General features: G+C 43.7%; 13 protein-coding genes. 3 read left to right on the forward strand and 10 right to left on the reverse strand.

The features are described from left to right. The first annotated feature begins 110 nt into the window (after positions 1-110). Complete coding sequence (locus AC4OGX_RS18715) at positions 111-2,060, forward strand: BglG family transcription antiterminator (protein WP_493332225.1); 1,950 nt, start codon at positions 111-113, stop codon at positions 2,058-2,060. Here the strand turns inward: AC4OGX_RS18715 and AC4OGX_RS18720 are convergent. Together AC4OGX_RS18720 and AC4OGX_RS18725 are read right to left on the reverse strand one after the other, a co-directional pair. Continuing rightward, positions 2,038-2,868 carry a ThuA domain-containing protein gene (locus AC4OGX_RS18720; protein WP_493332226.1) on the reverse strand — a complete coding sequence of 277 codons (831 nt, stop codon included), beginning with the start codon at positions 2,866-2,868 and terminating at the stop codon, positions 2,038-2,040. The genes AC4OGX_RS18715 and AC4OGX_RS18720 overlap by 23 nt on opposite strands. Before the next feature lie 46 nt (positions 2,869-2,914). Beyond that, positions 2,915-4,174 (reverse strand): MFS transporter, encoded by a 1,260-nt coding sequence (locus AC4OGX_RS18725; RefSeq protein WP_493332228.1) that lies wholly within the window; start codon positions 4,172-4,174, stop codon positions 2,915-2,917. Positions 4,175-4,483: 309 nt separating this feature from the next. Between AC4OGX_RS18725 and AC4OGX_RS18730 the strand changes: the two genes are divergently transcribed. Beyond that, a complete protein-coding gene (locus tag AC4OGX_RS18730) occupies positions 4,484-5,176 on the forward strand; it encodes a TetR/AcrR family transcriptional regulator (RefSeq protein WP_493332229.1) in 693 nt (230 codons plus the stop codon). A 70-nt stretch (positions 5,177-5,246) separates the two neighbouring features. Here AC4OGX_RS18730 and AC4OGX_RS18735 read toward each other — a convergent pair whose 3' ends face one another. The 3 genes from AC4OGX_RS18735 to AC4OGX_RS18745 all read right to left on the reverse strand — a co-directional run bounded on the left by AC4OGX_RS18735 (position 5,247) and on the right by AC4OGX_RS18745 (position 9,150). Further along, positions 5,247-6,803 (reverse strand): xylulokinase, encoded by a 1,557-nt coding sequence (locus AC4OGX_RS18735; protein WP_493332231.1) that lies wholly within the window; start codon positions 6,801-6,803, stop codon positions 5,247-5,249. Positions 6,804-7,008: 205 nt separating this feature from the next. Continuing rightward, a complete protein-coding gene (gene buk, locus AC4OGX_RS18740) occupies positions 7,009-8,121 on the reverse strand; it encodes a butyrate kinase (protein WP_493332232.1) in 1,113 nt (370 codons plus the stop codon). 21 nt (positions 8,122-8,142) lie between these two features. Continuing rightward, positions 8,143-9,150: a phosphate acyltransferase gene (locus AC4OGX_RS18745; RefSeq protein ID WP_493332233.1), complete on the reverse strand. Its 1,008-nt coding sequence runs from the start codon at positions 9,148-9,150 to the stop codon at positions 8,143-8,145. 382 nt (positions 9,151-9,532) lie between these two features. On the opposite strand from AC4OGX_RS18745, the gene AC4OGX_RS18750 reads away from it, so the two are divergent. Further along, a complete protein-coding gene (locus AC4OGX_RS18750; protein ID WP_493332235.1) occupies positions 9,533-10,204 on the forward strand; it encodes a TetR/AcrR family transcriptional regulator in 672 nt (223 codons plus the stop codon). Between the two features lie 59 nt (positions 10,205-10,263). On the opposite strand, the gene AC4OGX_RS18755 is transcribed toward AC4OGX_RS18750, so the two are convergent. The 5 genes from AC4OGX_RS18755 to AC4OGX_RS18775 form a co-directional block, all read right to left on the reverse strand. Continuing rightward, complete coding sequence (locus tag AC4OGX_RS18755; RefSeq protein ID WP_493332240.1) at positions 10,264-11,685, reverse strand: glycoside hydrolase family 1 protein; 1,422 nt, start codon at positions 11,683-11,685, stop codon at positions 10,264-10,266. 14 nt (positions 11,686-11,699) lie between these two features. Next, positions 11,700-13,583 (reverse strand): glucose PTS transporter subunit IIA, encoded by a 1,884-nt coding sequence (locus AC4OGX_RS18760; protein ID WP_493332236.1) that lies wholly within the window; start codon positions 13,581-13,583, stop codon positions 11,700-11,702. A gap of 17 nt (positions 13,584-13,600) precedes the next feature. Continuing rightward, positions 13,601-14,479 (reverse strand): PRD domain-containing protein, encoded by an 879-nt coding sequence (locus AC4OGX_RS18765; RefSeq protein ID WP_493332238.1) that lies wholly within the window; start codon positions 14,477-14,479, stop codon positions 13,601-13,603. A gap of 289 nt (positions 14,480-14,768) precedes the next feature. Next, a complete protein-coding gene (locus AC4OGX_RS18770) occupies positions 14,769-15,014 on the reverse strand; it encodes a DUF3791 domain-containing protein (RefSeq protein ID WP_493332239.1) in 246 nt (81 codons plus the stop codon). A gap of 20 nt (positions 15,015-15,034) precedes the next feature. Then, a complete protein-coding gene (locus tag AC4OGX_RS18775) occupies positions 15,035-15,292 on the reverse strand; it encodes a DUF3990 domain-containing protein (protein WP_493332242.1) in 258 nt (85 codons plus the stop codon). Positions 15,293-15,483: the final 191 nt, after the last annotated feature.

The following is a 15,483-nucleotide window of genomic DNA, read 5'->3' on the forward strand; positions in this document are numbered from 1 at the left end:
GCGATTGTACAGTTTTTTTAATTCTGTCTCAAATCTGCTTTTTCCTCTTTAAAGAGGAAATAGATTCTGATAGAATAACTCTAAAGAAACACCATAAAGGAGAGAGTTCTATGGATTTTGTTACCTTGTCATTGAGACAGAGAAAGATTTTAAACCTGATCCAAAATCAGACAACCCATATTACAGGACAGGCGCTTGCCAAACAATTAGGAGTATCACCACGTACGATCCGAAGTGACATTGTCGAAATCAACCAATCACTCTCCATCTGCGGTGCAAAGATCTGCGCAGAGAAAAGTAAGGGGTATTTTTTAGAATATTCTGATCTGGATTCCATGCAGGAACTCTTTCAGACGGACGATCTGCTGTTAACAAAGGAGGACCGGATACGATATCTGACGTTCCAGCTTTGCCTGTCCGACATTCCGCTGAATCAATATGACTTAGAGGATGAGATGTATGTAAGTAAGACAACCATTGAAAATGATATTGCAGCCCTGAAAAGACTCTACGTCCTCGCCCCTCCGCATATTATGTTACATCACGTTGATGAGACCTGGGAATTTGAAAAAGACGAAGCCAAACGGCGCTTCATATTGAATCAGCTATTCCACCAGGACTGGAATTACAACACGGCCGGAAATGCCTATTACAGTTATCATTTTCTGGATAAAGAGACGATGGACCGTATCATGACGATCACTGCTGAACTTTTGGCTGAATATCATTTTCAGATTGAAGATTCGAATCTGGTGACCTTAAATCTTTCCCTGGCGATCATGTATTACCGCGTGCTTTCCGGGCATGTGCTTCCCGAAACGCCGGTCAAAGACCATACGGACACCAAAATAGATCAATTATGTTCCGATATTTTTCGTGAGATAGAGAGCCTCTTTTCCTGCAGCTTTCCGGTTCAGGAAAAGGAGAGCATCTACCTGCATCTGTGCAACTGTCATCTGCTGGATGCAGGTAAACTGAACTTTCAGACCATCAGCCAGTATTTTGAACCAAAATTGATCCAAATGACAGACTGCTATCTGCAAAGGATCATGGATACTTTCCATATTGATTTTTCCCGGGACGAAGACTTCTATATCACACTGATACAGTATCTGCGCTATCTCAAGACACCGGGACACATTTTAAATGCACAGGGAAATGCAGGCCTGCTTCGGCGTAACCTTCTGGTGGAATCAGAGATCGCTTATCTGATCCAGCCCCTCGCGATCCAATATCTCGGCTACTATCTGAACGAAAAAGAATTGTTATACTTAGCCCTCTGTATTACCGGCGCTTTAGAGGGATATTGGGTAAATCATCCGAAAAACCGGATCCGCACCGTGATCTGCTGCCATTTAAACCTGACCGCTATCTGGGCGATCAAGAGGAAGGTACTCGGCGCCTTTGGAAATTACATCCATATCACCGCCCTTCTTCCTGTAAATGCCAGATCTGCTTTTGATTTTCAAAACACCGATCTGGTCTTAACCACCGTCAAGAAAAAGATCACGGACAGCCCGAAAACCCAGGTGCTGCATATCTCGCCGGATATGACGCCGGCAGATTACAGCAGTCTGCAGCAGTTCGTGTCGGATACCTGCCTGAAATTTCTGTTCAAGGATCAGACCAAATCACTGCCGGATCTGCTAAGGAATGCATATTGGCACGAAGACCTCCATGTTACCGGGCAGTTTCCTATGATTGAATATCTGGCCCGTGATTTTATCAGGGATCAGCTGGTATCCTCCGATTATTTAGAAGACTTATTAAGAAGGGAGTCCACCTATACTTACGGATTCCAGCCCGGTGCCCTCTTTTTGTATTCCCTCGCGCCGGCAAAGGAAACACGGCTTTCTGTCGCCACGTTAAAGCACCGGATTTTATGGAATTCCAATAAAATACGAGTGATCCTTATGGCCTGCTTTGCGCCCGGAGAAGAAACTCTGCTTTTGAAGCTTCTCCATGAGATCTACATTGACCACGATCATGCAGATTTTTTTAGCAGAGAGCATTCCAGGGAAGAAATCATCCGGTTTTTTAATAATAAGGGAAGAGCTTGAGACGGTTATCCCCTGAACGGTCCGGCTTCTCCAATGTAACCTCACCTGAGGCTGCCCATTCCACGCCGCGCACAAGCATCGTAATGAAATTGAAGCGGTCTAAGGCCTCCCAGTGTCCGATCGAGGTCACAAACACTCTGCCCCTGCCATACTGGTTCTTCCAGATGACCGGAGTATATTGATTGACCCCCGGCATATTTTCCAGTTTCCCGTCCGGGATCTCGACCGGATGATGTGCCGGCGGGAACCCGGGAATCCTGTAGAACTCGACATCATCATAGATGGCTGCCAGTACCTGCATCTTCGCTTCCGGATGGATGATCACCTCAGTGAAAAGATCATCAAACACATTCATCCATTTCTTGTCGATCCCCTTTGTGATCGGATCATCCATATCCATCGTCTCAATGATATGATCGTCCTTTGGACACCTTCTGCATCCCTGATCCATGGCACAATATCCGCCCAAAAGCTTTCTCCACTCATCCGGCCAGTCTGCATCCACCCAGATAGAGGAATGATAGAAGACGATCCCCTTTCCCTGCGCCACAAAGTCATACACTGCCCTCTCCGTCTGCTCTCCAAAACGTCTTGCGTGGTCTGTCGGCCATGTCTTTCCGTCATAATCAATGAAAAGTGCATCATATGGTTCCAGATAGGCCGGTGTGATATTGCGGAACTCTTCTGTGACCACAACATCAAATCTTCCCGTTGCTTCCAGCAGATCACGAAGCCTCTGTGTGATAGCCCTGCCCTGATGCTCTGCTGTCAAAAGTCCTGTTACAAATAAAATATTTAACTTTTCCATCTCAATCTCCATCTTATTCTTTGATCCGTTGTGACAAGTTTCTTCTTTATTTATCTGCCTGGTATTTTTCTTCCTCTGCCTTTACAAATCCTGGTTTTGCCAATAACTTAAAGCAGATCAGACCGATCACCATCAGTACGGCTCCGCATATGTAAGGGATCCGATAGCTGCCTGTGATCCCGTAGAATGCTGCGAAAAATACAGGTCCGATGGCTCCCACTAACTGGATGATCGGCTGAATGACACCGTATCCATTGGCAAAGCTGTCTCCAAATTCTTCGATACAAAGTGATGCCGGCCAGTTTGCCGCCCCGCCGACCACCATACCGATGCACACAAGTGAGATCCACACACCAGCCGTTGTGCCTGTCAGGTTTGTCAGCATTGCGATCACTCCAAAGATATAGGATGTATAAGCAGCCTTGCGGGCACCGATCTTAGAATCGATCACACCGCACAGATAGGAACCCGGAAGTGCAAGAAGTCCTGATGCAAGCATCATCATTCCGGCAGTTTTGGGGTCGAATCCGATCTCAAGAAGTCTCGGGAAAAGCTGGACCATCAGGCCGGACGCAAACAAAAGCTGAAGGCCTAAGGTAACCCCATGGATCCAGACCTGAGGAGTACGAAGCAGCTTAGATGTGGTCCAGATACTGTCGTGATTGATCACATCTTCCTTCGCATCTTTTACGTCCAGTCCGTTATCCGGTGTAAAGTTCTTATCTGCAGGATTATCTGCAAGAAATACGATCAGGATCACTGCTGCAATCACCGCAATGATGATAAATGGAAGGAATCCGCCAACAGAACCAAGTGCTGCATAACCTGCCTGATAGATCATGGTTGCCACGCCTGAGCAGAGAGGAATTCCCATGGTTACGATCCCCATGATGATTCCTTTTCTCTTCGGAAACCATCTTGAGATCAGTACAGGTGATAACTGATATCCAATACCACTTGAAATCCCATTTGCAAGGATCAGACATACCGCAAAGATCATAAAGTTTCCTGTTGCTCCCAGTCCTAACATGACAGCCACATAGATCACAAAACAAATAATACTTAACTTCTTGGCGGAGTATTTTGCTGATAGTTTACCGAGCACGAATCCTGCTACGATATTTGCAATACTTCCTGCTGAGATCAAACTTGTGAGTACGGCTGCATTCCATCCCCTTAGATCAGCCAATATTCCAGAGGCAGCATTCATTGCACTTCCTACTGCCGTTGCTGTAAAATATCCCAAAAAAGCGTATAAGATAAGCAGCCAGCCTTTACCATATCCTTTTTTCGTCTTTGTTTCCATCTTTATACTTTTCCTTTCCTTTGTGAAATTAAAATTCCCATATCCTCTTTCTGCGCGCTTTCGAATCTCATGGATATTTCGGATGCATTCATCATATAAAATTATGCACAAGAATAATAGAACACTTTTTAAATTTTTGTATATTTTCTCACTTTTAGACTTTGTACCAAAAACAGCTCTGGTCATTTCGCACAATCCCAAGCTTTTTATACTGGTTTTACCACTGTCAGAAGCTCTAACTTCCCTTGAATTTTCTTTGTTTTTTGTGATATAATTTCGTAGACATATTATAATCTGAGGAGGTATGAGATGGCTGGACCGGCACATGAAAACAAGAAAAGTGCAAAATCCCAAAAGACAAGGGAACGGATCATTGACTGCTTTTTAGATATGATCCCGATTAAAAAATGGGATAAAATCTCCGTGAAGGAGCTGTGTGAAAAGGCTGAGATCACCCGCGGTACATTTTATCAGTATTTCAATGATATTTATGACCTGATGGAGCAGATCGAAACGCCGATGTTTGAAGACCTGAACCGCCGTTTTAACAAAATTAAACAGATGCCCCGCTCTCCTCTTCCGGTTGAACTTTTTCCCGAAAAATTTGATTATACTCCGCCGGAAACCTTGAAACAATGGTTCCTCTTCTGCAAAAAATACCATAAACCTATGTCTGCGATGCTGGATCGGAAAAATGGCGATACTTATTTTGTAAAAAGAATGAAGGTCATCTTAGCAGAATATATCAACCATATGATGGACCAGGACGGTATGCCTCATGATGCTCTGCGGGAACATTTTTTAAAAGTCTTCCTGGAACTGCATTTTTTAGCGGCCTCTACCTGGCTGACCACCGAGGATGTGGAATTTTTATCGATCAAGGAGATCTTAAACCTTCTGAACACCATGCGTGTCGGAGCCAACTATTTAGCTTATCAGAGAATGGTCAGCCCTGACTTTGATATCCGCATGGCGATCAATGATGAAGAAGAGGAGCCTTGATCATGTTCCAAAAGAAGGCCAGTCGAAACCTAACTGTACCGATTGGCCTTCTTTTTTGCTATTTCTATTTTTATAGTTCACTTACTGTTTTTTTGAGTCTTTTCAGATCCTGATCCACATGCTGATACATGTCCACATAGTATGGATAGAGCTTATCGTATGCCTCTTCCCACTCTTTTACTGGTTCGATGATCTCCTTCACCTTCACGATCTTTTCTGCCGCCTTAGTCAGATCCGGGAAGACGCCCACCTTGCGTCCCACCAGAAGTGCATCTCCGACCGGGACATCACCGGAACTTTCATCCAGGATATACACCGGGATATGCAGCATGGATGCCTTGATCTGGCACCATGTTCTGCTTTTTGCCCCTCCGCCGCAGATACGGAGACATTCGATCTTTGCCCCTGACTCCTTAACGGTCTCAATCACATGGCGCAGGGCAAATGCGGTACCTTCAAATACCGCTCTTATCAGATCTGAACGGGTAGTTTCCATGCCCATGCCGATAAACATTCCCCGGGCATAATCATTCCACAGGGGCGCCCGCTCCCCTAACAAATACGGGAAGAAGAATAATCCTTTGGACCCCGGCTTTGATTCCAGTGCCAGCTCATTTAAGTATGTGTAAATATTCTTTCCGTTCGCCTTGGCGTATTCACGTTCTTCTGCCGCAAAGGTTTCGATATACCATTTCAGCGCGGCACCGGTTGATTGGAGCGGTGCGTCAAAGATCCACGGCATCCCGGTGATCGTACACGGCCTGGTGACGACCGGAATATCCGGTGCACTCTTTTTCTCACTTCCTGCAAAGACAAGTGAAGTCGTTCCTGACGATTCCCCCGCATCTCCGATCTTGCTCATTCCCAGTGCATACATAGATGCCATCGCATCACTGCAGCCCGCGATCACAGGAGTCCCTTCCCGAAGCCCGGTCTCCATGGCTGCTTCTTCTGTTACAAATCCGATGATCTCATCGACCAGTTTCAGTTCCGGAAGCATTTCTTTTAAATTGACACCAATGATATCCCCGATCTCATCAGACCAGTCCATCGTCTTAATATCTAAGCACTGTGTCCTTGTCGCCTGATCAATATCGGATGTCATTTTTCCGGTCAGTTTATAATTGATGTAGGAACTGGCCTGTAAGAAGTATTTTGTCCGGGCAAATAATTCCGGCTCATTTTTCTTAAACCACAGGATTTTATTGGGCAGAAAACCAACCGCCGGCTGCCCGCCCACAATATGGACAAATTTGTCCAATCCCATGGTATTGACAATCTCATGCATCTCCTCTACCGAACGTCCATCCTGGCATGTCAGGGCGTTTCTGACCGGACACCCATTTTCATCCACGGGCAGCATGCTGACCGTATGAGAACTGATGGATATTCCCCTGATGCGCTTTACGATCTTCTCATCTACCTGGCTGGTGAGCGACTGCAGGATCTCTTTTGCGTTTTTCCACCAGACATTGGCATCCTGTTCCTGCATATTGGGACCGGATATCACAAATTCACTTGGTTTACTTTCTGATGCGGCTACGATGCCGTCATCCCCTATGATGATCGCTTTTATATTCGTAGTGCCGCAATCCATTCCTAAAAGATAATTATCCACAATATTCATTTCATTTCCTCCATGTGTTGTCTATGCCTCTCCTATTTACATCAAGGATATCAAATGTCTTTTCTCTCCACAAAAAAGCTTTTGCCTCTTCTAATAGGAAAAAGAAAACTCTCTCTTTCGAAAAGAGCCAGGTCTTTACCGACCCGGCTCTTTTTAACCAAAGCAAAGCCGCACTTTCGTGCGGCTTAAGACCTGTCTGTCTTTTTTAATCCCATTCAAATCCATCCCAGATCCGTTTCCCGGTGTATGTCTTTGCTGTTTCTTCTCCCTCTAATACACGGATCGCACCTGCTGCCATGGCCTCCATCTCAAATTCACCCGGATATGCTGTGACCGGTGCGATAAAAGAGCAGGTATCTGTGATCTGTTTTACAAGATCTTCGTTATAGACCATACCTCCGCTAAGCAGGATCCCATCCACGTTTCCATGAAGGACAGAAGCCATAGAGCCAATACATTTTTCGATCTGGTAGATCATAGTATTCCAAAGCATTTCTGCGTACTTATCCCCATTTTTTGCCCGGTTTGTAAGCTCTAAGGCATCCGAGATCCCGACATGACTGACAAATCCGCCTGTTCTGGTACAAAGCTTTTTCACATCTGCGATCCCCAGATTATTTTCTTCCATATAAGCGAGCAGATCAGCCACGGAAATACTTCCCGATCTTGTCGGAGCCATGGGTCCTTCCCCGCCAACAATATCGTATCCGTCAACCATTTTGCCTTTCAGGTGTGCAGACACAGAGATTCCCCCGCCGATATGGCATACGATATAGTTACATTCTTCATATCTTTTATTCATCACATTTTTGCTGTGGCGGATTGCAGTTTCTTTTAAATTCAGTGCATGGAGATGAATGATCCTGTTTACCCCCTTGATTCCTGTCATACGTGCAAGATCCTGCAGTTCATCCACATCCGGCGGATTGACCACCATTGCCTTTGCACCGTACTGCTCCGCAAATTCATTCGCAAGCTGTGAGCCTAATGCTGCCGGATGGATCACGCCATTTGCACAGGTTCTCGCATGCTCAAGCATCAGCCCGGTCACCTCGTATGTACCGCCCTCCATTGCGAGAAGTCCTCCTCCCCGGCCTACAAAAACATCCACGTCCTCTAATGTGATGCCTGCTTCCTTCAACAGGTTCATGATCGTGTCACGGCGGTAGGGAAGCTGCTCCGGCATTGTCTTATATTTCTCCAGCTCCTTCGCATCATGGGAGACATTCTGTGAATACAGACACTTCTCTCCTTCAAATAATGCTATTTTGGTTGAGGTAGAACCTGGATTGATGGTTAATACTTTATATGTTTTCATGAAGCTTCTCCTTTAAAACAATTAGCGTCCCGTACTTCCTGCGGCTCTTACCGCACTGATCACAATATTTCCTTTGATCTCAGACACCGGGTCCCCTCTGGAGCAGTCACAAACGACTTTGTTGAAGCCCTGAAGCATCGGTCCATAGGCATCCGCTTTTCCAAACTGCTGGATCAGTTTTACAGCCACATTGCCCACATTGAGATCCGGCCAGATGATCACATTGGCTTTTCCTGCCACCTTGCTCTCCCGGTTTACCTTTTTGGCTGCAACTGCCGGAGAGATCGCGGAATCAAACTGGAACTCACCGTCGATCGCAAGGTCCGGGCGAAGCTGGTTTGCGATCTTAACGCCCTCCACTACCTTGTCGATCAATTCTCCCTGACCGCTGCCAAGTGTGGAGTAGCTTACCATCGCGCATCTTGGTTCCCAGTCAAGCAGTGAGCTTACTGTATCACAGGCGGAAATCGCAATGCTTGCCAGCTGTTCTGAGGTCGGATTCGTACATACTGCACTGTCCCCAACCGCAAGAAGGCTGCCTTCGCTGCCCTCAAAGCCCGGAATATCACAAAGTCCGATACTTGAAATTGTGCTGATCCCTGGTTTCAATCCGATGATCATCTGTCCGGCAAGAAGTACGTCACCCGTGGTGTTGTCTATTCCTGCAAATGTTACCTCCGCATCACCAACTGCTTCCATTACCATTGCAAAGTACAAAGGGTCCTGCATTCTGCGCGCCAATGCTTTTTCTTTTAACAGTGCGCCCGGAAGTTTCACATACTTTGCGATGACTTCATCTCTGTATGTCTCGTCCCCGATATCAACGAACCTAAACACACTCTCATCAAGCCCGCGCTCTGCGATCAGACTCTTGATCACAGTAACATTGCCCACAAGGATCGGAATAATATACCCATCCTTTCCGGTTTCAAATGCAGCCTGCATCATCTTTTCGTTTTCTGCTTCCGGGAACGCTACTCGCTGAGGATTTAATTTCGCTTTTTCATAGATCTGATCTAAAATACTCATACTTTTTGTTCCTTTCCTATCATTTTTCTACTGACGCAAGTATATCACTGAACCTGAAAATAACCTTGTACAGTTTTTTGTGAACTGTACAATTTTGAAAGAAACATCGTTGTGACTCTCTGCCCTGTATTTATCCCGCTGCCATTCATATGCATGCCGATAAGCGGACAGACCGTGCATTCCAATAAAACGTACCAATAAACCGTAACTTTATACTTTCATAAAAATACAGAATGTGTTACATTAATAGTTAGGACTTTTTAGCTTGATCCTGACGTTTGATCCTAAAAAGAGTCTTGTGAAATATTTTTGTAATTGTAATGGATATTTTCTATTTAAAACTTAGTAATGATCGATTTTTTACAATAAGGAGATTTGAAACGTGGAACAACAGACAGACATTCAAGATAAAGAACAACAAAAGCTGAACAATTACCGAAACTTTGTAAATGCCACCTTAGAGATCCTGGAGGAGGGCGGCCTTTCCAAGGTCTCCATCCGAAAGATCGCACAGAGGGCGGGATTCCATAACTCGACCATTTATCTGTACTTCGAGGACCTGGACCAGCTGATCATGCTTGCGTCCATGAAGTATTTTCAGGAATACAGCCATGCCCTGGAGCTGCAGAGTCAGAAAAATCTGCCCCCTACTGAAAATTTTATTGACATCTGGGAGCTTTTTATCGATGCCATCCTGAAACAGCCCTGTATCTTCTATAACTTTTTCTTTGGCAGACACAGTGACAATCTGCATGACATCATGACCATGTATTACAATATCTTCCCGGAAGAGCGGGATCAGTTTTCTGATGAGATCGAAAAGATGTATTTCGGAAAAGATCTTTTTGAAAGAAGCTTAAATCTGCTCAAGACCATTGTGGGTGAGGAAAACAAAGTCACAGAAGAAAATCTTGTGATGATTAACGAGATCACCGTGACCTACTGCGAATATAAGATGCTTAAGAAGTGCCAGCATCCTGAACTTGATACAGAAAAATTAAGGGCTGAGATACTCGGAGTGATCTATTATGTTACCGGGGTACAGGCAGGGTAAAAAAGGAACAGAGGGGTTCTGCATGGCAGAGCGGCCTCTGTTCCTTTTTTCATTCGGCGTTATATACTGTAATCTCCGCCATTTGACTCTATAACTTTTTTGTACCAGTAAAAGCTGTCTTTCCGGTATCGCTTCCCGCTTCCTGTCCCGTCATCGTTTAAATCTACATATATAAAGCCATAGCGTTTGCTCATCTCCCCGGTGGACTGAGAGACCAGATCGATACATCCCCATGTTGTATATCCCAGCACTTCTACACCATCGTCAATTGCAAGATGGAGCTGTCTGATATGTTCTCTTAAATAGCTGATCCGATAGTCATCATGCACCCGGCCATCTTTCGTCAACACATCTCTTGCCCCCAGGCCGTTCTCTACAACAAATAACGGTTTCCCATATCTTGCATAAAACTCATTCAATACAATACGCAGCCCTGCCGGGTCAATCGACCAGCCCCACTCACTCGTCTTAAGATATGGATTTTTAAAAATCGCGGAACCACTGTTATCCGAAAGATCCACCTTATCCAGTTCCACAGGCATCCTGCTCATATAGTAACTGAAAGGAATATAATCCCCGGTCCCTTCTTTTAGGATCTGAAAGTCTTCCGGCCTCATATCCACTTCCAGATCTTCTTTTTCGATCCTTCTCAGCCAGGAATAGGAATAGCTGCCTTTTAACAGCACATCTAAATAATCATATGTATACTCCTGATTAGAACAAAAAGTATGCAGCACATCCTCTGGATTACAGGAAGGCTGATATGCGATCGCAGCCTCCATCATCGCACTGATATAAGATCCCGGGATGATTTCATGGCACAGCTTTACGCATTTTGCATTTGCCACAAACTGATTATGTGCCACCTGATACTGTAATTGCCTGATATTGTCCCCCTCATGTAAGACCACTCCGCCATTCTGATATAAGAAACCTTTCATGAAAATAAAGTTGATTTCATTAAATGTGATCCAATATTTTACCTGCTTCTGATATCTTAAAAACATCGTCTTCGCATATCTGACAAAAATATCAATCAGCTCTCTGTTTTTCCATCCCCCGTATTTTTTCAACAGGGCAGCCGGCATTTCACAATGTGACAGCGTGACTAACGGCTCTATCCCGTACCTGTGGCATACTTCGAATACATGGTCATAATGCAGAAGTGCCGCTTCGTTTGGCTGTTCATCATCGCCGTTCGGGAAGATTCTGCTCCAGGGAATCGACATACGAAAGCATTTAAATCCCATTTCTGCAAACAGCCTGATATCACTTTCATAAGTATGGTAAAAGTCAATCCCCGTATGGCAGGGATAATAATAATCCGGGTTTAATTCCAGCTCCATTTCATCCTTCCCATATGTTTCCCTGCATAACAGATCCGCTGTGCTTAAGCCTTTTCCATCCTCCTCAAAGGCCCCCTCGCACTGATTTGCCGATACTGCCCCACCCCACAAAAAATGATCCGGAAATTTTTTCATCATACTTCACTCCTTTAATTTACACTAAAAATAATGTCTCCGCTTGTGACACTGCCATCTGCAATCATATTGACACAATTGTAGGAATCCTCATTCGTGATTATGACGGGCGTCACAAGATTGTATCCCTTGCTTTCCAGTTCCTCTTTATCAAATTCAATCAGCTTATCACCGACAGAAACCGAATCACCGACTTTTACAAACTCCGTAAATCCATTTCCATCATTCATGACCGTATTTAATCCAATATGTATCAGGATTTCTGAACCATTTTTTGCAGTTATGCCCACGGCATGTTTAGACGGCCACAGTACAGACACCTTTCCGTCACACGGCGCAGATACGACATTATTCTTCGGGATGATCGCACAGCCTTGTCCGATGATGTTTTTTGAAAATACCTCATCGTCGACAGCAGTAAGCGGGATGCTCTCTCCATCCATCGGAGCACAGATATCTAATTCTTCGCAGACGATAGCAGTATTCCCTGCTGTGCTGCTGTCTCCTGATTCCAATGTGTAAGCCTCATGACGGGGAGCTCTGTAATCCGCCATTTCATTTTCCGGGATTGCCCAGAAATATGTCAGCAGCGTGCCGATTATAAAGGCTGCAATGACAGCAATTAAAATGCCATGCAGCGGGGTATATGACATAAATCCCAGAGAAAACACATTATGCAGCACGTACGCCTTTTCGGCAGTTCCAAAGGAGCCCGCAATAAATCCACCGACACCTCCCGCGATCATAATCGTCGGAATGAGGCGCTTATGCTTCAATACAATACCGTACAAAGTGGGCTCGCCGACACCGGCTAATAATTGTGATGATAAACAAGATGCCGCAACAGCCTTCATTTTTGAATGCTTTTCTGCCTTTAGGTATGCACCAAATGCAATTCCTGCACACCCGTAGTTAGAAGCCACACCTCCGGTTCCTTCATAGGGATCTAACCCGGTCCTGGACAAAGCATCGAAGCAGATCGGTGCAAGCCCCCAGTGAACGCCGAAGATAACGAGGATCTGATAAAACATACCTAATGCCGCCCCTGCTATCGCTGTGTTTAGATTAAATAAGTAGGATACGACTCCGGCAATCCCGTCTGAAACAATAGTCCCAAAAGGTCCGAATACAATTGTTCCCATTGGCACCAGAATACTCAGTTCCAGAAAAGGTGCCATGAACATGGCAATCCCTTCCGGTATATGTCTTCTTAAAAACTTATCAAAATAAGAATAAACTAAAATGATCATAAAAATCGGAAGGATCGATGTACCATAATCAACAGCTTTTAACGGAATTCCCAAAAAAGTAGAATCCGGGACACCAATCAATCCCTGGAAGTTCGGATCCAGCAGTGCAGCTCCTAAGACGGCGCCTACATACGGATTTACATGCAATTGCTGAGACAGTGTAAACCCAATCAGAATCGGCAGAAAATAGAAAACAGCGTTTGCGGCTGCAGTCAGGACCAAACATGTCGATGCCGTCTCAGGAAGTATACCAAAATTCACCAGTGCAGACAGAATAGCCCTGATCAGCGCACTGCCGCAAATAACCGGCAGCAGCGGAGTGATAGCACCTGAAATACAACTGATCACAAAATCTGCCATCCCGCCTTTTTTTATTTTCTTCTTCGCCTCTTTTGTTTTCTTAATATCGATCTGGTCATTCACCGCCTCAAAATATTTTGTAACCAGCGGACCGATCACAACCTGATACTGCCCTCCCTTATTTACTACAGACAACACAAAGCTTAAACGCTCGATAGCCTCCGTGTCTGCTTTCCCCTCATCAACTAACTGAAAACGTAATCTGGTAACACAATGTACCAGAGAACTTATATTCTTTTCGCCGCCGAGCAGCTTAATCAATTCTTTGCTTTCCTCAATAATACTCATATTGTTTCCCTCTCCTTTTACGGTCCGTCATCTTCCACCTTCCCGCCTCTTGAAAAGGCAGAGACTCGGTTAAGATGTAGTGTTAAATACAGAAGTTCTCCTGGGTCAATTTCCCATTTGTAGGCATTGATCAGAAATTTCTCAATCTTTTTTGCACAGGCATAATCAAACGGACATTTTTCTGAAATAATTTGCAACAACTCAGAATTCGTGTTTATATCAATCCCTTTTAATTGTCTTCTTACAAAATATCTTACATGTATCACAAATCTGGAAAATTCAAACGAATTCTGGTCTATCTTAAACCCATAATGATATTTCGTAATATCTAAAATGTTCTGGATGATCCCTGTACACAAAATTGTTTCTGTCATATCATTCAAGCTATTGTATTCATTTGCCTGAGAATTAATAAAATGCAGAGCAATAAAAGGTGCTTCCTCCTCAGGAATGGATGTTTTGCAGTAATCAGCTATGTATTTCACTGCCTTTAATGAAAATTCATATTCTTTCGGATAGATCACCCGGATATCCCATTCCAACGGTGTACTGAAAAATGTATTATTTTTCGCACGCGTAATTGCAAAATCCAGATGATCCGCCAGTGAAAGCAGCATAGAATCATTGCATTTGTAACCCAGCTCCTTTTCTCCTGCCTCGATAATCCTGCTGGCCAGTACAATATTATCGGGCTGGATATTCTGAAGTACCTTTTCCAGATCCTTGTGCTTTGTGTCTTTATCCTTGACTACATAAATATTCTGGATCTTACTTTGGTCTGCCTCATCACCCTCACGCTTCCTGAATCCAATCCCATTTCCTATGGCAACCTGTTCAATGCCATTTTCATCTTCAATTAATATTGCATTATTACCTAACGGCTTTTTGATCTTCAATAGAATATCCTCCCAATATCTGAATACAAAAATAGGCACAACATTACACCATAGTGCAAGGTTGTACCTAATTTAATAGTAATACGCTTGATATTTTCATATTATAGTTTGTTTGTTTTTGTTTGTCAATATTTTTCGTAAAAATGCGCTTTTGTTTATTGACTTTTCACAAAACCAAACGATAATTTTATGCTTTTCAGGATTTATATTCGTACACTTTGTCTATCTATTGAAATTTTTCAGGCGGCTATTATCCATTACTGCACTGTTTCCTCATAACCTGACAGCTTTAAACTTTTTGAGTCTGCTTTTCTAAAATCAACATATCAATATCATCAAATGCATTCTCCAATCGCTCAACATGATAGAGCTCATACATCTCGTAAATAAAATCAGTTAGCCCAAACGAATCCCATTGATTTAAAACCTTATCTGCTGTCGTGTTCTTCTTTTCTGCATAATGTATAGCCTTCATTTCATCGAACCCATATTTTTCTATAATCATGCCTACAACATTACGATCAAAAAAATCCATAGTTCTTGCATCAATGCTTTTTATATTACCTGCCCCCCTTCAAACTTTAGATACTTCAATGCTTGTTCTGTTAAAAAGGCGTATTGATCTGTTAAATTTTGTGGCAATAATCTTTTTACCGCCTCTTCTTTTGTATATATACCATCTATATAATCGTTTATCACAGGTAAAGTTGAATCATTTGCAACTGGTCCTATTACTAAATCATAGCATATATCTATAATCATTTCCTTACGGTTATCTACAACAAAATCAAGTGCCCTAAGATTGGGACGAATGTGGGGATTTTAGACTTCTAAATTACTTCCATGATAAAGTTTCACGTTTGCGCCTCCCACTTTTTTACTCATCCTCTTGACACTCCCTTTATTTTCTAATAACTTCTCGGAATCTTCAGCCCTGATTTTATCAGGCTTTCAGACCCTGTATTTAAAAAATCACCCACTTTTTTGTCGAAAACACTTGACAA

Source organism: Faecalicatena sp. (genome assembly GCF_058819085.1).

Bases quoted from the DNA above. Each gene is read 5' to 3' on its own strand.
- AC4OGX_RS18735 (WP_493332231.1), bottom strand. From the start codon at position 6,803: ATGAATATTGTGGATAATTATCTTTTAGGAATGGATTGCGGCACTACG.
- AC4OGX_RS18715 (WP_493332225.1), top strand. From the start codon at position 111: ATGGATTTTGTTACCTTGTCATTGAGACAGAGAAAGATTTTAAACCTG.
- AC4OGX_RS18745 (WP_493332233.1), bottom strand. From the start codon at position 9,150: ATGAGTATTTTAGATCAGATCTATGAAAAAGCGAAATTAAATCCTCAG.
- AC4OGX_RS18755 (WP_493332240.1), bottom strand. From the start codon at position 11,685: ATGAAAAAATTTCCGGATCATTTTTTGTGGGGTGGGGCAGTATCGGCA.
- AC4OGX_RS18760 (WP_493332236.1), bottom strand. From the start codon at position 13,583: ATGAGTATTATTGAGGAAAGCAAAGAATTGATTAAGCTGCTCGGCGGC.
- AC4OGX_RS18725 (WP_493332228.1), bottom strand. From the start codon at position 4,174: ATGGAAACAAAGACGAAAAAAGGATATGGTAAAGGCTGGCTGCTTATC.
- buk (WP_493332232.1), bottom strand. From the start codon at position 8,121: ATGAAAACATATAAAGTATTAACCATCAATCCAGGTTCTACCTCAACC.
- AC4OGX_RS18720 (WP_493332226.1), bottom strand. From the start codon at position 2,868: ATGGAAAAGTTAAATATTTTATTTGTAACAGGACTTTTGACAGCAGAG.
- AC4OGX_RS18730 (WP_493332229.1), top strand. From the start codon at position 4,484: ATGGCTGGACCGGCACATGAAAACAAGAAAAGTGCAAAATCCCAAAAG.
- AC4OGX_RS18770 (WP_493332239.1), bottom strand. From the start codon at position 15,014: ATGGATTTTTTTGATCGTAATGTTGTAGGCATGATTATAGAAAAATAT.